The organism is Streptomyces sp. ITFR-16 (assembly GCF_031844705.1).
In the GTDB taxonomy this organism is placed as follows: domain Bacteria; phylum Actinomycetota; class Actinomycetes; order Streptomycetales; family Streptomycetaceae; genus Streptomyces.
In genome coordinates, this window is the sequence record NZ_CP134609.1 from 5,226,197 (window position 1) to 5,245,814 (window position 19,618).

General features: G+C 71.1%; 16 protein-coding genes and 1 tRNA gene. 9 read left to right on the forward strand and 8 right to left on the reverse strand.

Translation table 11 applies throughout. The features are described 5' to 3' along the window. Window positions 1-9: 9 nt before the first annotated feature. Entirely contained in the window at window positions 10-1,704 is a 1,695-nt protein-coding gene (locus RLT58_RS23185; protein WP_311312291.1) for an AMP-binding protein, read from the forward strand. 8 nt (window positions 1,705-1,712) lie between these two features. On the opposite strand, the gene RLT58_RS23190 is transcribed toward RLT58_RS23185, so the two are convergent. Continuing rightward, window positions 1,713-3,272, reverse strand: coding sequence for an MFS transporter (locus RLT58_RS23190; RefSeq protein WP_311312292.1), 1,560 nt, complete (start codon window positions 3,270-3,272; stop codon window positions 1,713-1,715). Between the two features lie 130 nt (window positions 3,273-3,402). Further along, window positions 3,403-3,476 (reverse strand) — tRNA-Lys (locus RLT58_RS23195). Window positions 3,477-3,619: 143 nt separating this feature from the next. On the opposite strand from RLT58_RS23195, the gene RLT58_RS23200 reads away from it, so the two are divergent. From RLT58_RS23200 to RLT58_RS23225, 6 genes are all read left to right on the forward strand, one after another. Further along, window positions 3,620-4,630: a LacI family DNA-binding transcriptional regulator gene (locus RLT58_RS23200; protein ID WP_311312293.1), complete on the forward strand. Its 1,011-nt coding sequence runs from the start codon at window positions 3,620-3,622 to the stop codon at window positions 4,628-4,630. Between the two features lie 143 nt (window positions 4,631-4,773). Beyond that, complete coding sequence (locus RLT58_RS23205) at window positions 4,774-6,147, forward strand: ABC transporter substrate-binding protein (protein WP_311312294.1); 1,374 nt, start codon at window positions 4,774-4,776, stop codon at window positions 6,145-6,147. A 2-nt stretch (window positions 6,148-6,149) separates the two neighbouring features. Next, window positions 6,150-7,043: a carbohydrate ABC transporter permease gene (locus RLT58_RS23210; RefSeq protein WP_311312295.1), complete on the forward strand. Its 894-nt coding sequence runs from the start codon at window positions 6,150-6,152 to the stop codon at window positions 7,041-7,043. A gap of 11 nt (window positions 7,044-7,054) precedes the next feature. Further along, window positions 7,055-7,942: a carbohydrate ABC transporter permease gene (locus RLT58_RS23215; RefSeq protein ID WP_311312296.1), complete on the forward strand. Its 888-nt coding sequence runs from the start codon at window positions 7,055-7,057 to the stop codon at window positions 7,940-7,942. 32 nt (window positions 7,943-7,974) lie between these two features. Beyond that, window positions 7,975-10,527, forward strand: a complete 2,553-nt coding sequence (locus tag RLT58_RS23220) for a CBM35 domain-containing protein (RefSeq protein ID WP_311312297.1) — start codon at window positions 7,975-7,977, stop codon at window positions 10,525-10,527. A 73-nt stretch (window positions 10,528-10,600) separates the two neighbouring features. Next, window positions 10,601-12,214 carry a glycoside hydrolase family 13 protein gene (locus tag RLT58_RS23225; RefSeq protein WP_311312298.1) on the forward strand — a complete coding sequence of 538 codons (1,614 nt, stop codon included), beginning with the start codon at window positions 10,601-10,603 and terminating at the stop codon, window positions 12,212-12,214. A 118-nt stretch (window positions 12,215-12,332) separates the two neighbouring features. On the opposite strand, the gene RLT58_RS23230 is transcribed toward RLT58_RS23225, so the two are convergent. The 6 genes from RLT58_RS23230 to RLT58_RS23255 form a co-directional block, all read right to left on the reverse strand. Then, window positions 12,333-13,091 carry an IclR family transcriptional regulator gene (locus RLT58_RS23230; protein ID WP_311312299.1) on the reverse strand — a complete coding sequence of 253 codons (759 nt, stop codon included), beginning with the start codon at window positions 13,089-13,091 and terminating at the stop codon, window positions 12,333-12,335. A 167-nt stretch (window positions 13,092-13,258) separates the two neighbouring features. Next, entirely contained in the window at window positions 13,259-14,110 is an 852-nt protein-coding gene (gene ehuA, locus RLT58_RS23235) for an ectoine/hydroxyectoine ABC transporter ATP-binding protein EhuA (protein ID WP_311312300.1), read from the reverse strand. Further along, window positions 14,100-14,744 (reverse strand): ectoine/hydroxyectoine ABC transporter permease subunit EhuD, encoded by a 645-nt coding sequence (gene ehuD / locus RLT58_RS23240; protein WP_311312301.1) that lies wholly within the window; start codon window positions 14,742-14,744, stop codon window positions 14,100-14,102. Before ehuD ends, ehuA begins: the two co-directional genes overlap by 11 nt. Next, window positions 14,741-15,478, reverse strand: coding sequence for an ectoine/hydroxyectoine ABC transporter permease subunit EhuC (gene ehuC / locus RLT58_RS23245; RefSeq protein WP_311312302.1), 738 nt, complete (start codon window positions 15,476-15,478; stop codon window positions 14,741-14,743). The genes ehuD and ehuC overlap by 4 nt, the downstream gene beginning before the upstream one ends. Window positions 15,479-15,497: 19 nt before the next feature. Then, window positions 15,498-16,400, reverse strand: coding sequence for an ectoine/hydroxyectoine ABC transporter substrate-binding protein EhuB (gene ehuB, locus RLT58_RS23250; protein ID WP_311312303.1), 903 nt, complete (start codon window positions 16,398-16,400; stop codon window positions 15,498-15,500). 165 nt (window positions 16,401-16,565) lie between these two features. Further along, on the reverse strand, window positions 16,566-17,525 hold the full coding sequence (locus RLT58_RS23255; RefSeq protein ID WP_311312304.1) for a D-2-hydroxyacid dehydrogenase: 960 nt from the start codon (window positions 17,523-17,525) through the stop codon (window positions 16,566-16,568). Window positions 17,526-17,648: 123 nt separating this feature from the next. On the opposite strand from RLT58_RS23255, the gene RLT58_RS23260 reads away from it, so the two are divergent. After that, window positions 17,649-18,446 carry a maleate cis-trans isomerase family protein gene (locus tag RLT58_RS23260; protein WP_311312305.1) on the forward strand — a complete coding sequence of 266 codons (798 nt, stop codon included), beginning with the start codon at window positions 17,649-17,651 and terminating at the stop codon, window positions 18,444-18,446. Window positions 18,447-18,518: 72 nt separating this feature from the next. Then, the gene (locus RLT58_RS23265) at window positions 18,519-19,616 is read left to right on the forward strand and encodes an LLM class flavin-dependent oxidoreductase (protein WP_311312306.1); all 1,098 of its coding nucleotides are present in this window, start codon (window positions 18,519-18,521) and stop codon (window positions 19,614-19,616) included. Window positions 19,617-19,618: the final 2 nt, after the last annotated feature.

Below are 19,618 nucleotides of genomic sequence, written 5' to 3' on the forward strand. Positions count from 1 at the left end.
TGCGGCGCCATGGGAAGCGCAGGCACCGTCGCGGAGCTCGTACAGCGCCAGTGGGGTGACCACCGGCCCGGTCTGAGACATGAGGGCACCGTCCTCACTCACCACCAGGTCGCCTCCGGCGCTGCCGCCCGGGCCGCGCTCCTGGCGGATCTGCTGCCGGCGGGCAGCGCACCGCATGTCGGGGTGCTGTTGGACAACACCCCTGAGTTTCCGCTGTGGTTGAGCGCGGCGGCCCTGGCCGGGGCCGCCGTTGCGGGCATCAATCCGACCCGCCGCGGTGCCGAGCCGGCCCGCGACATCCTGCACACCGAGTGCCGGGTGCTGGTCACCGAGCGCGCCCATCTGCCGCTGCTCGACGGCCTGGCACTGCCGGACGTACGGGTGCTGGTCACCGACACCGACGCGTACGCCGCGCTCCTCGCCCCGTACGCCGGGGCCGGCCCGGCCGACACCGTACTGACCCGCGCGGTCCCCGGTACCCGGATGCTGCTCTACTTCACCTCGGGATCGACCGGCGCGCCCAAGGCGGCGATCTGCACCCAGGGCCGGCTGGCGGCGGCCGGGCACTCCCTCGTCGGCCACTTCGGGCTCGGACAGGACGACGTCCACTACATCTGCATGCCGATGTTCCACGGCAACGCGGTGATCGCCGACTGGGCCCCGGCCCTGTCCTCGGGCGCCGCCGTCGCCCTGCGGCGCCGCTTCTCGGCCTCCGCCTTCCTGCCGGACGTCCGCGCGCACGGCGCCACGTACTTCACCTATGTCGGCCGTGCCGTGCAGTACCTGCTGGCCACGCCGGAGCGCCCGGACGACCGGGAGCACCCGCTGCGGCTCGGCTTCGGCACCGAGGCGGGCGCCGCTGACGCGGCCCGCTTCCGGGAGCGCTTCGGGGTGCGGCTGGTCGAGGGGTACGGATCGTCGGAGGGCGGCGCGGCGATCCGGCGGACCCCGGACACCCCGGCGGGCGCGATCGGCAGGGCGGCCGACCGGGACGACCTCGCGGTGGTCGATCCGGAGACGGGCCGGGAGCGTGCGGCGGCGGTGTTCGGTGCGGGCGGCGAACTCGTCAACGGGGCCGAGGCGATAGGGGAGCTGGTCAACCGGGGCCGTACGCCCTTCGAGGGCTACTGGCGCAACGAGGCCGCGGACGCCGCCCGGGTGCGGGACGGCTGGTACTGGACCGGGGACCTGTTCTTCCGCGACACCGAAGGCTTCCTGTACTTCGCGGGCCGTACGGAGGACCGGCTGCGGGTCGACAGCGAGAACCTGGCCGCCGCCATGATCGAGAACATCCTCGCCCGCTGGGCGGACGCGGCGGCCGCGGCGGTCCACGCGGTGCCCGACCCGGTGGCGGGGGACCAGGTGATGGCGGCGCTGGCGCTGCGGGACGGGGTCCGGTTCGACCCGGAGGCGTTCGCCGCGTTCCTGCGGGACCAGCCGGACCTGGGGACGAAGATGGCCCCCCGGTTCGTCCGGATCGTGCCCGCCCTGCCGGTCACCGCCACGAACAAGGTGCACCGGGCGCGGCTGCGCGACGAGGGGTTCTGGTCCGGGGGAGCGGTGTGGTGGAGCCCGGAGGGCTCCTCGTACACCCCGTTCGGGGACGCGGAGCGGGCCGCTCTGGTCCGCGAGTACGAGGCCCACGGGCGGGCCGGTCTGCTGACGCCGATGACCGGCCGGGCCATCGGCCCGGCCGGTCGCTGAGGACACGCTCACACCTTCGCGGGGACCGGGGGCGCCAGGACCTCGGCGGGCTCGGTGGCCTCGGCGGTCCCGGTGGCGGCCGCCGGGCGGGTCGCCCGGCGCAGCAGGGTCGCGGCCAGCACCGCGCCCGCCAGCAGGATCGCGGCTCCGGCCACCGAGGCGAACTGCATGCTGTGCACGAAGGCCTCCCGGCCGGTCTCGATCAGCGAGCCGTCACCGGTGGACAGCGCACCCGGCAGCGTCTTGCGGGCCACCTCGGGCGCCGAGTCCGGCATGTCCGCCCCGTAGACCGCGGTCGCCACGGCACCGAGGAGCGCCATGCCCAGCGCGCCGCCGAACTCCTGGCCGGTCTCCAGCAGCGAGGCCGCCGAACCCGCCTTCTCCGGGGGGCTGGTGGACAGCGCCAGGTCCGAGACCAGCGCCATCACGGTCACGATGCCGCAGCTCATCACGCCCGAACCGACGAGGAGCAGCCACAGGGAGTCCGTACCGGACAGGGCGAGGATGCCGAAGCCGGCAGCGGCGATGACGAAGCCGCCGCAGATGACGAAGGTGCGCTCGGTCCGCTGGGCGATCGCGGTGGCCGCCGGTGCGGCGGCGCCGACCGCCAGGGACGGGGCCAGGCTCCACAGCGCGGCCTCCATCGTGCTCATGCCGAGCACCGACTGCAGGTACTGGGTGGTGAAGAAGGCCGAGCCCATCATCGCGAAGGCGGCCAGCGCGTTCAGACCGATTCCGACGCCGAAGCCTCGGCCCCGGAAGAGCTCCCGGCTGATCATCGCGTCGGTACGGCTGCGCTGGCGGCGGACGAAGAGCCAGCCGATGACCAGTCCGGCGGCGATGATCAGCGCCCGCTCGGTGTCCAGGCCCTGGGCGGCGCTCTCCTTGACCCCGTAGACGACCGGCAGGACGGCGCCCATCGACAGCGGCACGCTCAGGAAGTCGAACCGGCCCGGGTTCGGGTCCTTGTACTCCGGCACCAGCAGCGGCACCAGGACCAGCAGCAGCACCATCGCGGGCACGTTGATCAGGAAGACCGAACCCCACCAGAAGTGCTCCAGCATCGCCCCGCTGAGCACGGAGCCCAGCGCGATGCCGCCCGCCATCGCGCCCGACCACATGCCGATGGCCTTCGCGCGCTGCTGCTCGTTGCGGAACATGTTGCGCACCAGGCCCATGGTCGAGGGCATCAGGGTCGCCCCGCCGACCCCGAGCAGGGCGCGGGCCGCGATCAGCATCTCCGGGCTGGAGGCGTAGGCGGCGCCGACCGACGCGGTGCTGAAGGCGAGGGCCCCGATCAGCAGCAGCCTCCGGCGGCCGATCCGGTCACCGAGCGAGCCCATCGTGATGAGGAGGCCGGCCAGGGCGAACGCGTACACGTCGAAGATCCAGAGCTGCTGGGTGGCGCTGGGGGCGAGGTCCCGGTCGATGGACGGGATCGCGAAGAAGAGGACGGACACGTCCATGGAGACCAGGAGGAGAGGGAGGAGCAGGACCACGAAGGCGGTCCACTCCCGACGGCCGGCGAGTTCGCCGGTGCTGGCGGTGGTGCTCGGAGGAGTCGTCATGCCAAGGAATATACGGACGTATAAAACAGTTGTCTAGTACGTCTGTGTAAAACAGATGTACATCTTCGCGGGCAGCACAAAACACACGAGGCGGTCTCCGTTGAACGGAGACCGCCTCGTGTGGTGTCTGTGCGCCGCCAGGGACTCGAACCCCGGACCCGCTGATTAAGAGTCAGCTGCTCTAACCAACTGAGCTAGCGGCGCCTGCTGACTCGAAAATAATACCTGGTCCTCAGGGGTGCCGATGACACGTGCCCCGGGCCGCCGCGACACCCTCTCCCTCGAAGAAAGTCAGTTTCTTTCGTAAGTGATCTTCATTTTTGCGTAGACCTTTGTAGGCTGAGCTCGTGACGAAACGACGACTCTCCGAGGTGGCCGAGTTCGCGGGTGTCAGCGAGGCGACGGTCAGCCGTGTCCTCAACGGCAGTCCGGACGTGGCGAGCGCGACCCGCGACGCGGTGCTGAGCGCGCTGGACGTGAGCGGCATCGAGCGGCCGCTGCGCTACCGCGCCCCGCGCGCCGCGCTGATCGGGCTCGTGGTGCCCGATCTGCAGAACCCGATCTTCTCCGCGTTCACGGAGGCCCTCTGCGGGCTCCTCAACAAGCGCGGACTGATACCCGTGCTGTGCACCCGGACCGCCGACGGGGTCTCCGAGGCGCACTACATCGAGATGCTGCTCGACCAGAACATCGGCGGCATCGTCTTCATCGGCTCCAGCTACGCCGACGCCGGCCCCGCGCACGGCCGGGCGCTGCGGGAGCGCAAGGTGCCGATGGTGCTGCTCAACGCCGCCGACGAGAACCTGGGTGTGGCCCAGGTGCGGGTGGACGACGCCCTGGCCGCCGAGCAGGCGCTGACGCATCTGGCCTCGCTGGGGCATGAGCGGATCGGGATGATCCTGGGGCCGCTGGGGCATGTGCCGTCGGCCCGGAAGCTGGCCGGTTTCGCGGGCTTCTGCCGTCGGCGCGGCCTCGCCCCGGACGACTGGCGCAGGCTCGTGGAGCATGCGCTGTTCACCATGGAGGGCGGCGCCACCGCGCTGCCCCGGCTGCTCGCCGAGGGGGTCACCGGCATTGTTTGCGCCAGTGACGCGCTCGCGCTCGGGGCGGTCCGCGGCGCCCGCCGGCAAGGGGTCTCGGTGCCCAAGGACCTTTCGGTCGTCGGCTTCGACGACTCCCCGTTCATGGTGGCCACCGAGCCCCCGCTGACCACGGCCAGGCAGCCCATCCAGGCCATGGCGACGGCGGCGGTGGCCGCGCTGACGGCGCAGATCGACGGCCACGCCACTGCAAACGAACTGATGATGTTCGACACCGAGCTGATCGTCCGGGGCTCGACCGCCGCACGCCCCCGCTGAGCACGGGGGTGTTACCGCCCAAGGTCAAGAACATTACTTTCTTGCGTTGATGCATTGACTTCTTGCGTAACGGCCTTCTACCTTCAGCGCAGCTCGAAGCGCCCGGGGTCCGACAGCCCCGAACCCAGGAAGGCACGATTCGTATGGATGGCTCGCCCGGCATCAGCAGACGTCAGCTTCTCGTCCCGGCGACGGCCGTCGCCCTGTCCCTCGCCCTCACGGCCTGCGGCGGTTCCACCTCCCCGTCCTCCGGCGTGGACAAGAACGGCGTGGTGACGATCAGCGTCAACGGCATGCCCGCCAAGACCCAGCCGGTGGACCGCAAGAACTTCCTGGAGGACGTCAAGGCCTTCGAGAAGAGCCACCCGAAGATCAGGATCGACGCCCGCGAGGGCCAGATGGACCCCAAGACCTTCGCCGCGAAGCTCGCGGGCGGCCAGCTGGAGGACGTCTACTACGTCTACTTCACCGACCCGGCGGGGCTGATCCAGCGCCGCCAGGCCGCCGACATCAGCAAGTACATCGGCGACGTGCCGTACGCCGAGGACATCGACCCGGCCCTGCTCAAGGTCTTCAAGGACGCCGACGGCAAGACGTACGGCCTGCCCACCGGGAACTACTCGCTCGGCCTGCTCTACAACCGCGCCCTGTTCGAGAAGGCCGGACTCGACCCCGACAAGCCGCCGGCCACCTGGGAGGAGGTCCGCACCGCCGCCAAGCGCATCAGCGCGCTGGGCAACGGCACCGTCGGCTACGCCGACTACAGCAAGAACAACCAGGGCGGCTGGCACCTCACCTCGTGGATCTACTCCATGGGCGGGGACGTCGCCACCCGGCAGAACGGCAGCTGGAAGGCGGCGTTCGACAGCGAGGCCGGCCACCAGGCCCTCCAGGCGCTGCACGACATGCGCTGGACCGACAACAGCATGGGCACCCGCCAGCTCCTGGAGATAGCCGACGTCCAGAAGATGATGGGCTCAGGCAAGCTCGGGATGTACATGGCGGGGCCCGACAACATCCCCACCATCGTCAAGCAGTTCGAGCGCGGCTACGAGGACTACGGGCTGGCCGCGCTGCCCGGCACCGCGACCCTCGGCGGCGGCGACGGCTTCATGTTCAACCCCAAGGCCTCCCCGGAGAAGATCAGGGCCGGCCTCACCTGGGTGCAGTGGAAGTACCTGCGCAGCCCCGAGCGCGAGGCGGTCGACAGCAAGCGGGCCAAGCGGGACGGCGTGCCGATCGGGCTCCCGCAGCCCCGGCTGTTCGCCGGTGACACCCAGGCCGAGATCGACCGCATCCACGCGCGGTACGCCAACACCCCGGTCGGCAACTACCGGCCGTTCGTCGAGCGCAACGCCCAGGTCGCGACCAAGGTCGAGCCGCCCAACGCCCAGCAGCTCTACACGATCCTCGACGGCGTCATGCAGTCCGTGCTGACCAAGAAGGACGCGGACATCGACACCCTTCTCAAGGACGCGGCGAAGAAGGCCGACGCCGTCCTCGCCACGGTGAAGTGACGATGCCCGTGCCGCCGCTCGGCTCCCGGCTGCGCCGGACGGTCCGCGAGAACCTCGTCGCGTACCTCTTCCTCGCCGCAGGCGTGATCTGCTTCGCCCTGTTCTCCTGGTACCCGATCGTGCGCGGGGCGCTCCTCGGCTTCCAGCAGGTGACCTTCGCCCAGCCCGCCCAGTGGGTCGGACTGGACAACTTCCACCGGCTGTTCGACGACCCGCTCTTCCTCACCGCCTGGAAGAACACCGGCTACTTCACCCTGCTCGCCCTGGTCTTCGGCTTCGCGGCCCCGTTCGCCACCGCCGTCGTCCTGAACGAGCTGCGGCACGGCCGCTCGTACCTGCGGATGACCGTCTACCTCCCGGTCATGCTCCCGCCGATCGTCACCATGCTGCTCTGGCGCTGGTTCTACGACCCGGGCCCCGGGCTCTTCAACCACGTCCTGGGGGTCCTCCACCTCCCCGCCCAGCAGTGGCTGGAGTCGGAGAACCTCGCGATGGTCTCCCTGGTCCTCGTCTCCACCTGGGCCAACATGGGCACTACCACCCTGATCTACCTCGCCGCCCTGGGCGGCATCCCCGGCGAGCTCTACGAGGCGGCCGAGCTGGACGGCGCGTCCATCCGGCAGCGGCTGTGGCACGTCACGGTCCCGCAGATGCGCTTCATCCTGATGATCACGCTGCTGCTCCAGATCATCGGCACCATGCAGGTCTTCGTCGAACCCTTCGTCCTCACCGGCGGCGGACCCGACGACGCCACCGTCACCGTGCTCCTGCTGCTCTACCGCTACGCCTTCGTCTACAACGACTTCGGCATGGCCAGCGCCATGAGCACCCTGCTCTTCGTGGTGCTCGGACTCTTCGCGGGCGTCTATCTGCGCCTGACCCGGACCAAGGGCTGAGAGGAACCGCCATGGCCGCCGAAACCCCCGTACGCACCCTGATCGCACCCGCCGAGATGAACCGCCGCACCGGCCGGTTCCTCTACCGCTTCGTCCTCGTCCTCACCCTGACCGGCTTCACCCTCACCTTCGTCTTCCCGCTGTACTGGATGACGACCGGCGCGATGAAGTCGTCCGCCGAACTCGCCGACCCCAACCCCACGCTGGTCCCGCACAGCTGGCACCCCGGGAGCTACGCGGACGCCTGGACCAACGTGGGACTCGGGCACTACTTCCTCAACACGCTGATCCTCGCCCTCGGCGCCTGGCTCACCCAGCTGCTCGTCGACGTCTCCGCCGCCTACGCGCTCTCCAAGCTGCGGCCGCTGCTGGGCAACGTGGTCCTCGGCATGATGCTGGCCACCCTGATGCTGCCGGTGTCAGCGCTGCTCGTGCCGACGTATCTGACCGTCGTCGACGTGCCGTTGTTGCACGTCAACCTGATCAACACGCCGTTCGCGATCTGGCTGCCCGCCGCCGCCAACGCCTTCAACATCTTCATCCTGAAACGGTTCTTCGACCAGATCCCCGCCGAACTCCTCGACTCCGCCCGGATCGACGGCGCCGGCACGCTCCGGATCCTGGTCTCGGTCGTGCTGCCGCTGTCCCGGCCGGTGCTCGCCGTCGTCTCGATCTTCGCGATCGTCGGCGTCTGGAAGGACTTCCTCTGGCCGATGCTCGTCCTGCCCGACGAGAACCGGCAGCCCATCACCGTCGCCCTCAACCGGCTGTCGGAGTTCATGCCCGCCAACCAGCTGCTGGCCGGCATGGCCATGGCCGCCGTTCCCCTGCTCGTCCTCTTCCTGATCTTCCAGCGCCACATCATCGCGGGCCTCACCGCGGGCAGCCTCAAGGGCTGAACTCCCCCCCCCCACAGGAAGGACACACTGCCGTGTCTCCTGCACCAGGAAAGCGCTCCCACACCCACGCCCACACCTCGTCCCGTCCCCTGCGGACCGTCCTGCCCCTGCTCCTGGCGATGCTCGGAGCCCTGCTGTACGGGGCCACGGCGGCGACCGCCGCACAGGCCGCCGGCACCGTGCTCGAAGCGGAGAGCGCCCAGCTGTCCGGCGGCGCCGCCGTCTCCACCGAACACCCCGGCTACACCGGCAGCGGCTTCGTCGGCGGCTTCACCGACGCCAACAAGGGCACCGCATCCGTCGCCTTCACCGTGCACTCCGAGGCGGCCGGCGCCGGGTCCCTCGCCCTCCGGTACGCCAACGGCACCACCGCCGCCATGACGCTCAGCCTGTACGTCAACGGCGACCGCGTCCGGCAGGTGAGCCTCCCCGCCACCGCGAACTGGGACACCTGGGCCACCCACGAGGAGGCGGTCACCTACCGGGCGGGCGACAACACCGTCGCCTGGACGTTCACCGCGTCCGACAGCGGCAACGTCAACCTCGACAACGCCACCCCGGACACCCCCGCCCCGACCGGCCCGGGGGATCCCGCCACCCTGACCCACCAGGCCGAGGACGCCTTCTTCTCCGGCGGCGCCGCGAAGGCCACCACCGCGAGCGGCTACGAGGGCAGCGCCTATCTCTCCGGCTTCACCACCACCGGGGCCCGCACGGTCTTCTCCGTCGACACCCCCGGGGCGGACACCTATCCGCTGACCGTCCGCTACCGCACCCCGGACAGCGCCGCCGCCACCGTCACCCTGCTCGCCGACAACACCACCGTCCGCCGGCTCACCCTGCCCGGCACCGACGGCGCCTGGGCCACCGCCGCCACCGACGTCCCCCTGCACGCCGCGCTCAACACCCTCACCCTGCGCACGGCCTCCGGCGACAACGGGAACTACCAGCTCGACGGCATCGCCGTCACCGGCTCCACCCCGTCCGCGACCCGTGGCGCCACCCTCCCGTACACCGCGTACGAGGCCGAGAGCGGCACCACCAACGCCTCTGTCACCGGCCCCGACCGCACCTACCTCACCGTTCCGTCCGAGGCCTCCGGCCGCAGGGCCGTCGTCCTCGACGAGACCGGCGACTACGTCCGCCTCACCCTGACGAAGCCCGCCAACGCGCTGACCCTGCGCTACTCCCTGCCGGACAACGCGGCCGGCACCGGCACCGACGCCACGCTCAGCGTCTACGCCGACGGCAGCGAGCTCGAAGACCTGGCGCTCAGCTCCAAGTACAGCTGGGTCTACGGCGGTTACCCCTACACCAACGACCCCTCCCAGGGCTCCGGACACCACTTCTTCGACGAGACCCACGCGCTGCTGCCCCGGGAACTGCCCGCCGGCACCGTCCTCACGTTCCAGAAGGACGCCGGCGACACCGCCGCCTCCTACACCCTGGACCTCGTCGAGACCGAGACCGCCCCGGCCGCGCTCACCATGCCCGCCACCGGCTTCGTCTCCGCCACCACCCTCGGCGTCACCCCGGACGACGGGACCGACGACACCTCCGCCCTCAACGCCGCCGTGGCCACCGCCACCGCCCAGGGCAAGGGGCTCTGGCTGCCCTCCGGTACGTACGACATCTCCGGGCACATCGACCTCGCCGGGGCAGACCTGCGCGGCGCCGGCCCCTGGCACACCGTGCTGCGCGGCAGGAACGGCAAGGGCGGGCTCTTCGGCCGGGGCGGCACCAGCACCGTCCAGGACCTGATGATCGCCGGGGACGCCACCTACCGCGACGACGCGAACTTCGACGCGGCGGTCGAGGGCGACTTCGGCAACGGCTCGACCCTGCAGAACCTCTGGATCGAGCACACCAAGGTCGGCCTCTGGACCGACGCCCCGACCACCGGCCTCCTTGCCACCGGGCTGCGCATCCGCGACACCTTCGCGGACGGCGTCAACCTCCACAAGGGCACCGCGGGCAGCGAGGTGACGCAGTCCAGCATCCGCAACACCGGGGATGACGGACTCGCGATGTTCTCCGAGGCCCAGGCCGTCACGGACTGCGCGTTCCGCTTCAACACCGTGCAGCTCCCGCTGCTGGCCAACACGGCCGCCGTCTACGGCGGCCACGCCAACCGGGTCGAGGACAACCTCCTCGCCGACACCGTCACCGGCTCCGCCGGCATCGCGATCAGCAGCCGGTTCGCGCCCGTGCCCTTCAGCGGCACCACCTCCGTGCAGCGCAACACCCTGACCCGCACGGGCGGCTACGAGCCCAACTGGCAGAGCAGGCTCGGCGCGCTCTGGATCTACGCCGACTCCTCCGACATCACCGCACCCGTCCTGCTGAAGGACAACGACGTACTCGACAGCACCTACAGCGGCCTCCTCGTCAGCTGGCAGAAGAACGTCGCCGCCCTCACCGTCGACGGACTGAGGATCGACGGCGCCGGCGCCTACGGCATCGAGATCGACTCGGAGGGCGCCGGCACCTTCTCCGGCGTCACCGTCAGCGGCGCCACCGACGGCGGGCTCTCCGCCGCGGGCGGCTTCGCGATCACCCGAGGCACCGGCAACACCGGCTGGTAGCCCCGACCGGTGCGGGCGGGCCGCCCCGACGGCGGCCCGCCCGCACCACCCCCTTACCGAGCAAGGAGTCTCAGTGACCCACTGGTGGCGGCACGCCGCGATCTACCAGATCTACGTACGCAGCTTCGCGGACGGCGACGGGGACGGCACCGGCGACCTCGCCGGGGTCCGCAGCCGGCTGCCGTATCTGCGGGAACTCGGCGTGGACGCCCTGTGGTTCAACCCCTGGTACGCGTCCCCGATGGCCGACGGCGGCTATGACGTTGCCGACTACCGCGCCATCGACCCGCTCTTCGGCACCCTCGACGAGGCCGAGCGGCTGATCACCGAGGCGCACGGACACGGGCTGCGGGTGCTCGTCGACCTCGTCCCCAACCACTGCTCCGACCGGCACCCCTGGTTCCGGGACGCGCTCGCCGCAGGTCCCGGCTCGCCCGAACGGGCCCGCTTCTGGTTCGTCCCCGGCCGGGGGGAGAGCGGCGAACTGCCGCCCAACGACTGGACCTCGTACTTCGGCGGCAGCGCCTGGACACGGATCACCGAGGCGGACGGCAGCGCGGGCCCCTGGTACCTGCACATGTTCGCGCCCGAGCAGCCCGATCTGAACTGGGAACACCCCGAGGTGCGCGCCGAGTTCGAGGACATCCTGCGGTTCTGGCTGGACCGGGGCGTGGACGGCTTCCGGATCGACGTCGCGCACGGGCTGGCCAAGAAGCCCGGACTGCCCGACGTCGGCCCCGACCCCGACCTCACCGACCTCCCCTACCAGGACTGCGACGCCGTCCACGACATCTACCGCTCCTGGCGCAAGATCCTCGACAGCTACGAGGGCGACCGGACGTTCGTCGGCGAGGTCTGGCTGCCGTCCGCCGAGCAGACGGCCCGCTATCTGCGCCCGGACGAGCTGCACTCCGCGTTCAACTTCGACTTCCTGTGCTGCGCGTGGGACGCGGAGGCGCTGCGGGCCGTCATCGATTCCACGTTCGCCGGGCACGCGCCGGTGGGGGCGCCCGCGACCTGGGTGCTGTCCAACCACGACACGATCCGCCATGTCACGCGGTACGGGCGGGCGGACACCTCGTTCGACATGGGCGACAAGCGGCTGCTCGACCCGAGCGACACCGCACTCGGCCGCCGCCGGGCGCGGGCCGCGGCGCTGCTGACGCTGGCCCTGCCGGGCGGGGTGTACGTGTACCAGGGCGACGAACTCGGGCTGCCGGAGGTGCGGGACCTGCCGGACGCGCTCCTCCAGGACCCCACGTTCGTCCGCTCCGGCGGGACGGACCGGGGCCGTGACGGCTGCCGTATCCCGCTGCCGTGGGAGGCGGGCGGCCCGTCGCTCGGCTTCTCCCCGGCGGGCGCGGACGCGCCGTGGCTGCCGCAGCCGGCGGACTGGGCGGCGCTGAGCGTGTCGGCGCAGGAGGGTGCGCCGGACTCCTTCCTCACGCTCTACCGCACCGCGCTGGCTCTGCGCCGGGCCCGGCTGACCGCGCTCCCGGAGGAGCTGGCCTGGGTGGACGCGGGTCCTGACACGGTGTGCTTCGACCGGGGCGAGGCGTTTCGCTGCGTGGTGAACCTGGGCGGTCCGGTACCGCTTCCGCGGGATGCGCGGGTGCTGCTGGCGAGTTCACCGCTGGACGAGCCGGGGGTGCTGCCGCGCGACACGGCGGTGTGGCTGGAGCGGTAGGCGCCGCCGGCGCCGGACGGGCTGAAAGATATCCTCAATCGCCGGACGGGCTTGATTTTGCCGCCTGTCCGGCCACATCAAGCCTGTCCGGCGATTGAGGACATCGCCGTCCCCGGGGCTACAGCGCCAGCGACAGGAGCACGGGGGCGGCACGCCGGTTCAGCGTGTCCGCCGCCTCGCGCAAGCGGTGTGCGTCCTCGACCGGCATCGACAGGGCCAGGCAGCCCGCCGACGCCCCGGCGGTCAGCGGCACCGCCGCGCACACCGTGCCGACCGCGTACTCCTGGAGATCGAGCACCGGGACCGTCGCCGGCTGGCTGTCCAGCTTGGAGAAGAGGACCTTCTCACTGGTGATGGTCCGCGAGGTCAGCCGGGCCGGCTTGTGCCGCGCGATGTGGTCGCGCCGCCCGTTCTGGTCGAGCTGGGTGAGCAGGCACTTGCCGATCGCCGAGGCGTGTGCCGCCGACCGGAAGTCCACCCACTCGTTGACCGCGGGCGTCCGGGGTCCGTCGGCGTACTGCGTGACGCGGATCTCGCCGTCCACGTACCGGCTGATGTAGACCGCCGCGCCGACCGAGTCCCGCAGCTGCACCAGGGTCTGCTGGAGCTTGGTCTCCAGGGCCTGTCTGCGGGCCGCGCCGGAGCCGAGCAGCAGCAGCGAGGAGCCGATCACATAGGCGCCGTCGGTGATCTGCTCGACGTACCCCTCGCGCCGCAGCGTCAGGAGCAGAGAGGCGAGATGCCCGACGGGCAGCCCCGTCTCCCGGGAGATCTGCGTGTCCGTCACACCGCTGCCGTGCTTCGAGACCGTCTCGAGCACCCGCAGGGCGTACTGCACCGACAGGAACGGTGCCGTCGGTTCCGGCTTCAACGCCACGGTTTTCCCCCTACCAGGTCGTAACCGCAAGCTCTGCACCCACGATAACCGCCAAGGGGCGCTTCAGGGGCGGCTGTTGAGGACTCGTCGGAGCGCCCCGGCCCCGTCAGCTGGGGCGCATGCCGACGGCATATGCCAGCGGCACGGGCGAAGGGTGGATGCCGAGGTCACAGCACCGCGTTGAGGAATTCGCGCGTGCGTTCGTGCGCGGGATCGGTGAAGATTTTCTCCGGCGGACCGGACTCCACGACCCTGCCCGCGTCGAACATCAGCACCTTCTCCGACACGTCCCGGGCGAAATTCATCTCATGGGTCACACAGAGCATGGTGATGTCGGTGTTCCGGGCGATGTCGCCCAGCAGCTCCAGCACCCCCGCCACCAGCTCCGGGTCCAGCGCGGACGTCACCTCGTCCAGGAGCAGGATCTCCGGCTCCATCGCCAGCGCCCGCGCGATGGCGACCCGCTGCTGCTGGCCGCCGGAGAGCTGGGAGGGGTGCGCGTCGACCTTGCCGGAGAGGCCCACGAGGTCCAGCAGCTCCCGGGCCCGGGTCTCGGCCTTGTCGCGGTCCATGCCGAGCACGTTGACCGGCGCCTCGGTGATGTTCTGGAGCACCTTCATGTTCGGGAACAGGTTGAACTGCTGGAAGACCATGCCGATCTTCTTCCGCGCCTCGCGCAGATGCTTCTCGGACGCCGGCTTCAGCGAGCCGTCCGCCGCCCGCATGTGCGTCAGCGGGTCGCCGTTGATCCGGATCACACCGTCGCTGACCTTCTCCAGCGTCATCAGCAGCCGCAGGATCGTGGTCTTGCCGGAGCCGCTGGGCCCGATCAGTGTGACGTGCTCGCCGCGCTCGACGGTGAAGTCCAGCTGGTCCAGGACGACATGGTCGCCGTACCGCTTGACGACCTTGTCGAAGCGGACCAGCGGCTCGCCGTTGTCCTGCGCGGCGGGGACCGGCACGACGTCCTCGGGGGCCGCGGCCGCGTTCTTCTGCAGGGGGAGAGGTTCAGTGGCCAAGGCGCTTCTCCAGCTTTCTCATCAACAGCGAGGTGGGGTAGCTCGCCACCAGGAAGATCAGGCCGGCGAGGGTGAACACCTCCGTGTACCTGAAGTGCTCGGTCCCGTAGGCGCGGGCCTCGAAGACCATTTCGTGCACCGTGATCACGGCGAGGAACGGCGTCTCCTTGAACATCGAGATCGCGTAGTTGCCGAGTGCGGGCAGCACATTGCGCACCGCCTGCGGCAGGATCACGGCCTGCCAGGTCCGCCGGGGCGACATCGAGAGCGCCCGGCAGGCCTCCCACTGGCCCTTCGGCACCCCGTCGATCCCGGCGCGGTACACCTCGGAGGTGTACGAGGCGTAGTGGATGCCCAGCACCACGATGCCGACGGTCAGCGGCTCCACGGAGGTGAACAACGCTGCAGCGCCCACCAGTTGGACCAGTAGCGGGGTGGAGCGGATGAACTCCATCACCGCCCTCACCGGCACCGTCACCAGCCGGCTCGGGGCCTGCCCGGCGACCGCGATGGCCAGCCCGAGCACTGCGGCGACCAGGATGCCGAGCACTGTCGCCAGCAGGGTCGTCCGGAACCCGTCGAGGAGCCGGGGGAATGCTTCACCGACGGCGCCCCAGTCGAAATCGCTCTTCACCTGGCACCTCCGGTGGTCTGGGCGGCGGGGACGGCGCTGCGGGACTTCAGCAGGCTCTTCCCGCCGGTGGCCAGACCGAGCCGCCGCTTGGCGGACCGCTCCAGCAGGTTCATCAGCAGGGTCAGCGCGTACGCCAGGACGAAGTAGCAGGCCAGCAGCGTGACGTAGGCGGTGAGTGTCTCACCCGTGCGCGTGCGCAGCTTCTCGATGGCGGTCATCAGGTCCGCCACCGAGAGCAGCCACAGCAGCGGGGTCGCCTTCAGCAGCTGGATCAGCAGATTGGTGAAGGACGGGATCATCTGCACCCACGCCTGCGGCAGGATCACCTTGCGCATGCGGTGCAGCGGCGTCATGTTCAGCGCGACCGCCGCCTCGTACTGGGCGCGGGGCACGGAGTTGATCGCGCCGCGCACCACCTCGGCGCCGTACGCCCCGTAGTTGAGGCCGAAGGCCAGCACACCGCAGACCAGCGGCGTCAGTTCGTACCCCGTCAGCGGGGGCATCGCGTAGTAGAGCCAGAACAGCTGCACGTACAGCGAGGTGCCGCGGAAGAACTCCACGACCACGCGGGAGACCCCGCGCGACAGCAGCAGCCGGCTGATCGACATCAGCCCGAGGACGAACGACAGGAGCAGCGCCAGCAGCGCGCCCAGGACGGTGGCCTCCAGGGTCACCCACAGGCCCGAGCGCAGTTGCGGCAGATCGTCGGCGAAGGCGGAGAAGAAGTCATTCATGCGACGGGCTCCGTCCCGGTCAGCCCTTGCACAGATCGGCCGTCTTCAGCGTGGCCGGCGGGAGCTCGGTCGCCCCGAAGCCGTAGTCCCTGAGCAGCTCCACATAGCGCGACTTGTCGGAGACGATCTTCTTCAGCTCGCGGTTGAAGGCGTCCCGCAGCTCCTCGTTGCCCTTGCGGAAGACGGCGCCGCCGGGGCTGTACTGCTTCGCACCGTCCAGCTCGGGCAGGAAGGCCTCGGTGACCTCGGTCCCCTCGTTGGTCCTGGCCAGCCAGCGCAGCGAGATGCCGGTCAGCAGGAACGCGTCGACCCGGCCGCCCTTGACCGCGTCCGCCCCGTCCTGCGGCTTCTGGAGCGTCTTGATCCTGCCCTCGGGTATGCCGGCGCCCTTGGCGTACGAGCCCTCGACCGCGCCCGCCATCACCCCGATGGTGATCCCGGCCTCCTTCGCGGAGGCGAGGTCGGTGACCTTCTTGGGGTTGCCCTTCTTCACCATCAGCGCGGTCGGCGAGATGAACTCGGGCTCCGAGAAGAGGGCGTTGGCGCAGCGCTCGGGCGTGATCGCCATGCCGGCGCTGACCACGTCGTACTTGCCGGCCTGCAGCCCCGGGATCAGCCCGTCCCACTCGGAGAGGGTGGGCTTCAGCTCGTCGACCCCCAGCGCCTTGAAGATCTCCCGGTGCAGGGTGGGCGCCTCGCCCTTGAGCTGCTTGCCCTCCATGTAGCCGTACGGGGCCTCGTCCGCGTACGCGACCCGGACGAAGCCCTGCTTGCGGAGCTTGTCGAGCGCCCCCTCACCGTCCGCGGAGTCCGCGCCGGTCTTGCTGCACGCGGAGAGCAGGCCCGGGACGACGAGCAGACCGCCCACCGCTGCCGATCGGTTGAGAAAGCCCCGGCGGGACAGGTTCGGGAAGTCAGCCATGGTTCGCGGTCTCCAAAAGGGGTCGAACAGTCCGGACAGGCTTGGCGCCTGCCCGATCCCGACCGTCTATGCAGAACCGGGGTCCATGTAACCGAACGGTGGCCGGAGGGTGACCTTCCCGTGTCCTGGGATGGTGAAATCGGTACGGTTCGGCCCGGGTTGGGGTCATGCGCCCGGATCGGTGCCCGGGATGTACCCGAGCCGCTTGTCCACCACGTTCGGCAACGGCTGCCCGGCCGCCCACCGTTCGTACATCGCGACGAACTGCTCGCCCAGCCGGTCGCGCCTGCCCACAGTGTCCCCGCTCATGTGCGGCGACACGATCAGCCCGGGCACGTCCCGGAGCGGGCTGTGCGGGGCCGGCGGCTCCTGCCCGAAGACATCGAGCGCCGCCCCCGCGATCCACCGCTTGCGCAGCGCGTCCAGGAGGGCGTCCTCGACGACCAACGGGCCGCGCCCCACGTTGATGAACCGCGCCGAGGGCTGCATCAGCCCGAAGAACCGGGTGTCGAACATGCCGTACGTCCGCGGGGTCAGCGGCGCCGCGCAGATCACCCAGTCCGCCCGGGCGGTCAGCCGGTCCAGGTCCTCGGTGCCGTGGATGGTGCGCCGGCCCGTGCGGCCCACCAGCGCCACCTCGATCCCCAGGGCCATCAGCAGCCGGGTGATCTCGCGTCCGATCGGCCCGGCGCCGACCACCACCGCGCGCGTTCCGGCGACCAGGGTGCTCTCGCGGTGCCGCCACCGCCGCTGCCGCTGGAGTTCCAGCGTGCCGGGAAGGTCCTTGGCGAACGCGAGCACCAGTCCCGCCACGTACTCCGCGACCGGCTTCTCGAAGACGCCCCGCGCGTTGGTCACCACGGTCTCCGAGGCCACCAGCTCCGGACAGAGCAGCCGGTCCACGCCCGCGCTCGCCGTGTGCACCCAGGAGGGACGCGGGCCCTCGCCCGGCCAGGCGGCCCGTACCGCGTCCGAGGCGAAGTCCCAGACCAGCAGGACATCGGCACGGGGGAGGGCGTCGGCGAGGCCGGCGGCACCGGTGCGGCGGATCCGGGCCCGGCCGGTCAGCGCGCCGAGCCGGGGCGGTGGATCGGCGTCCAGGACGAGCAGGACGGGCTCCGGCATGCCTCCACGCTGGCAGCCGCGCCCCGGCCCGTCAACAGGGGGAATACTGGAACAGGGGCGGGGAAACCGGGCAGTGACGCACCAGCCCGCTCGCCGTACAGACGCAGGACAGAAAGGGTGGACATGACGACCGTCGGATTCCTCTACCCGGGCCACTTCGCGGAGGACGACTACCCGCGCATGGAGATCCTGCTCGACAGCACCATCAGACTCGTCGTCCACCACACCGAGAGCCCCGACAGCGCCTACCGCGAGGAGGCCCTGCGCGAGCTGGGCACCCCCGGCCGGCTCGCCGCGGGCACCGAGGAGCTCCAGCGGGCCGGGGTGCAGGCCATCGTCTGGGCCTGCGACGCCGGGAGTTTCCTGTACGGACCCGAGGGCGCCCATGACCAGGTCGCCGCCCTGGCCCGCGCCACGGGCGTGCCCGCGTCCAGCACCTCCATCGGCTTCCTGCACGCCGCGCGGAAGCTGGGCGCCAACCGGGTCGCGGTCGCCGCGAGCTACCCCGAGGACATCGCCGCCCGCTTCACCGGCTTCGTCGAGTCCGCCGGTCTGGAGGTGGCCGCCACGCACGCGGCGGGCGCCGCCGACGCCGCCGAGGTCGCGGCCTGGACCCCGGAGCGGGTGCGGGAGCTGGCCCTGGCGGCGGACCACCCCGACGCGGACGCGGTGCTGCTCCCCGACACCGCCCTGCACACCGTCGCCCAGCTCTCCGGCCTGGAGGAGGCGCTCGGCAAGCCGGTCCTCACCGCGAACCAGGTGACCGTCCGCGAGGCCCTGCGGCTCGCCGACCGCCCCGCCTTCTCGCCGGGGCTCGGCGCGCTCTTCGAGTCCCGCGAGTCGCCCCCGGCCCCGGTGACCTGGGGCAGCGGCCGGTCGTACGCCCACGGCAACCGGGGTGCGGGGCACGGCCCGGAATAAACGGAGACAGCCTCCTGTTTGTCTGGTCCGGACACCCAAAGGTTTGACGCGCACCACCGGAGAGGCCAGGACGTGGACGAGATTCGAGGCGACGAGATCCGTGGCAAGGCGGAGGGAACGGCGCCCGTACCCCTTTCCGTGCTGGACCTGGTGACCGTGGGGCAGGGCCGCACCGCGACCCAGGCCCTGCGCACCGGCGTGGAGATCGCCCAGCTGGCCGAGCGCCGGGGCTTCCACCGCTACTGGGTGGCCGAGCACCACTCCATGCCCGGCGTCGCCTCGTCCTCGCCGGCCGTGATCCTGGCCCACACCGCCGCCCGCACCGAGCGCATCCGCCTCGGCTCGGGCGGCGTCATGCTGCCCAACCACGCCCCGCTCGTCATCGCCGAGCAGTTCGGCACCCTGGAGGCCATGGCCCCGGGCCGCATCGACCTCGGCCTCGGCCGGGCGCCCGGCACCGACGGCGCCACCGCCGCCGCCCTGCGCCGCACGGACCGGCTCAACGAGGGGGCGGACGACTTCCCCCAGCAGCTCATGGAGCTGACCCGGTTCCTGGACGACGACTTCCCCGACGGCCACCCCTACGCCCGCATCCACGCGGTCCCCGGACCCGTCCAGGCCACCTCCGAGGGCGGCGTCCAGTCCCCGGCCCGCCCGCCCCTGTGGCTTCTCGGCTCCTCCGGCTTCAGCGCCCGGCTGGCCGGGATGCTCGGGCTGCCCTTCGCCTTCGCCCACCACTTCTCGGCCCAGAACACCATCCCGGCCCTGGAGCTGTACCGGGAGTCCTTCAAGCCGTCCGCGGTGCTGGACGCCCCGTACGCCCTGATCGGCGTCGCCGCGCTGGCCGCCGACGACGAGCGCGAGGCCCGCCGCCAGGTGCTGACCGGCGCCCTGTCGATGCTCCGGCTGCGCTCGGGCCGCCCCGGTCTCGTCCCCACGCCCGAGGAGGCGGAGGCGTACGCCTTCTCCCCGATGGAGCGCGAGTTCGTCGACAGCTGGCTCGTCAACATCGTCCACGGCACCGCCGACGAGGTCCGTGTCGGCCTCGACGACCTGGCCAAGCGCACCGGCGCCGACGAGCTGATGATCACCGCCAACGCCCACGGCGGCGAGGCCCGCCTGCGCAGCTACGGCCTCATCGCCGACGCGTACGGCCTGCCGGGGGCGTGAGC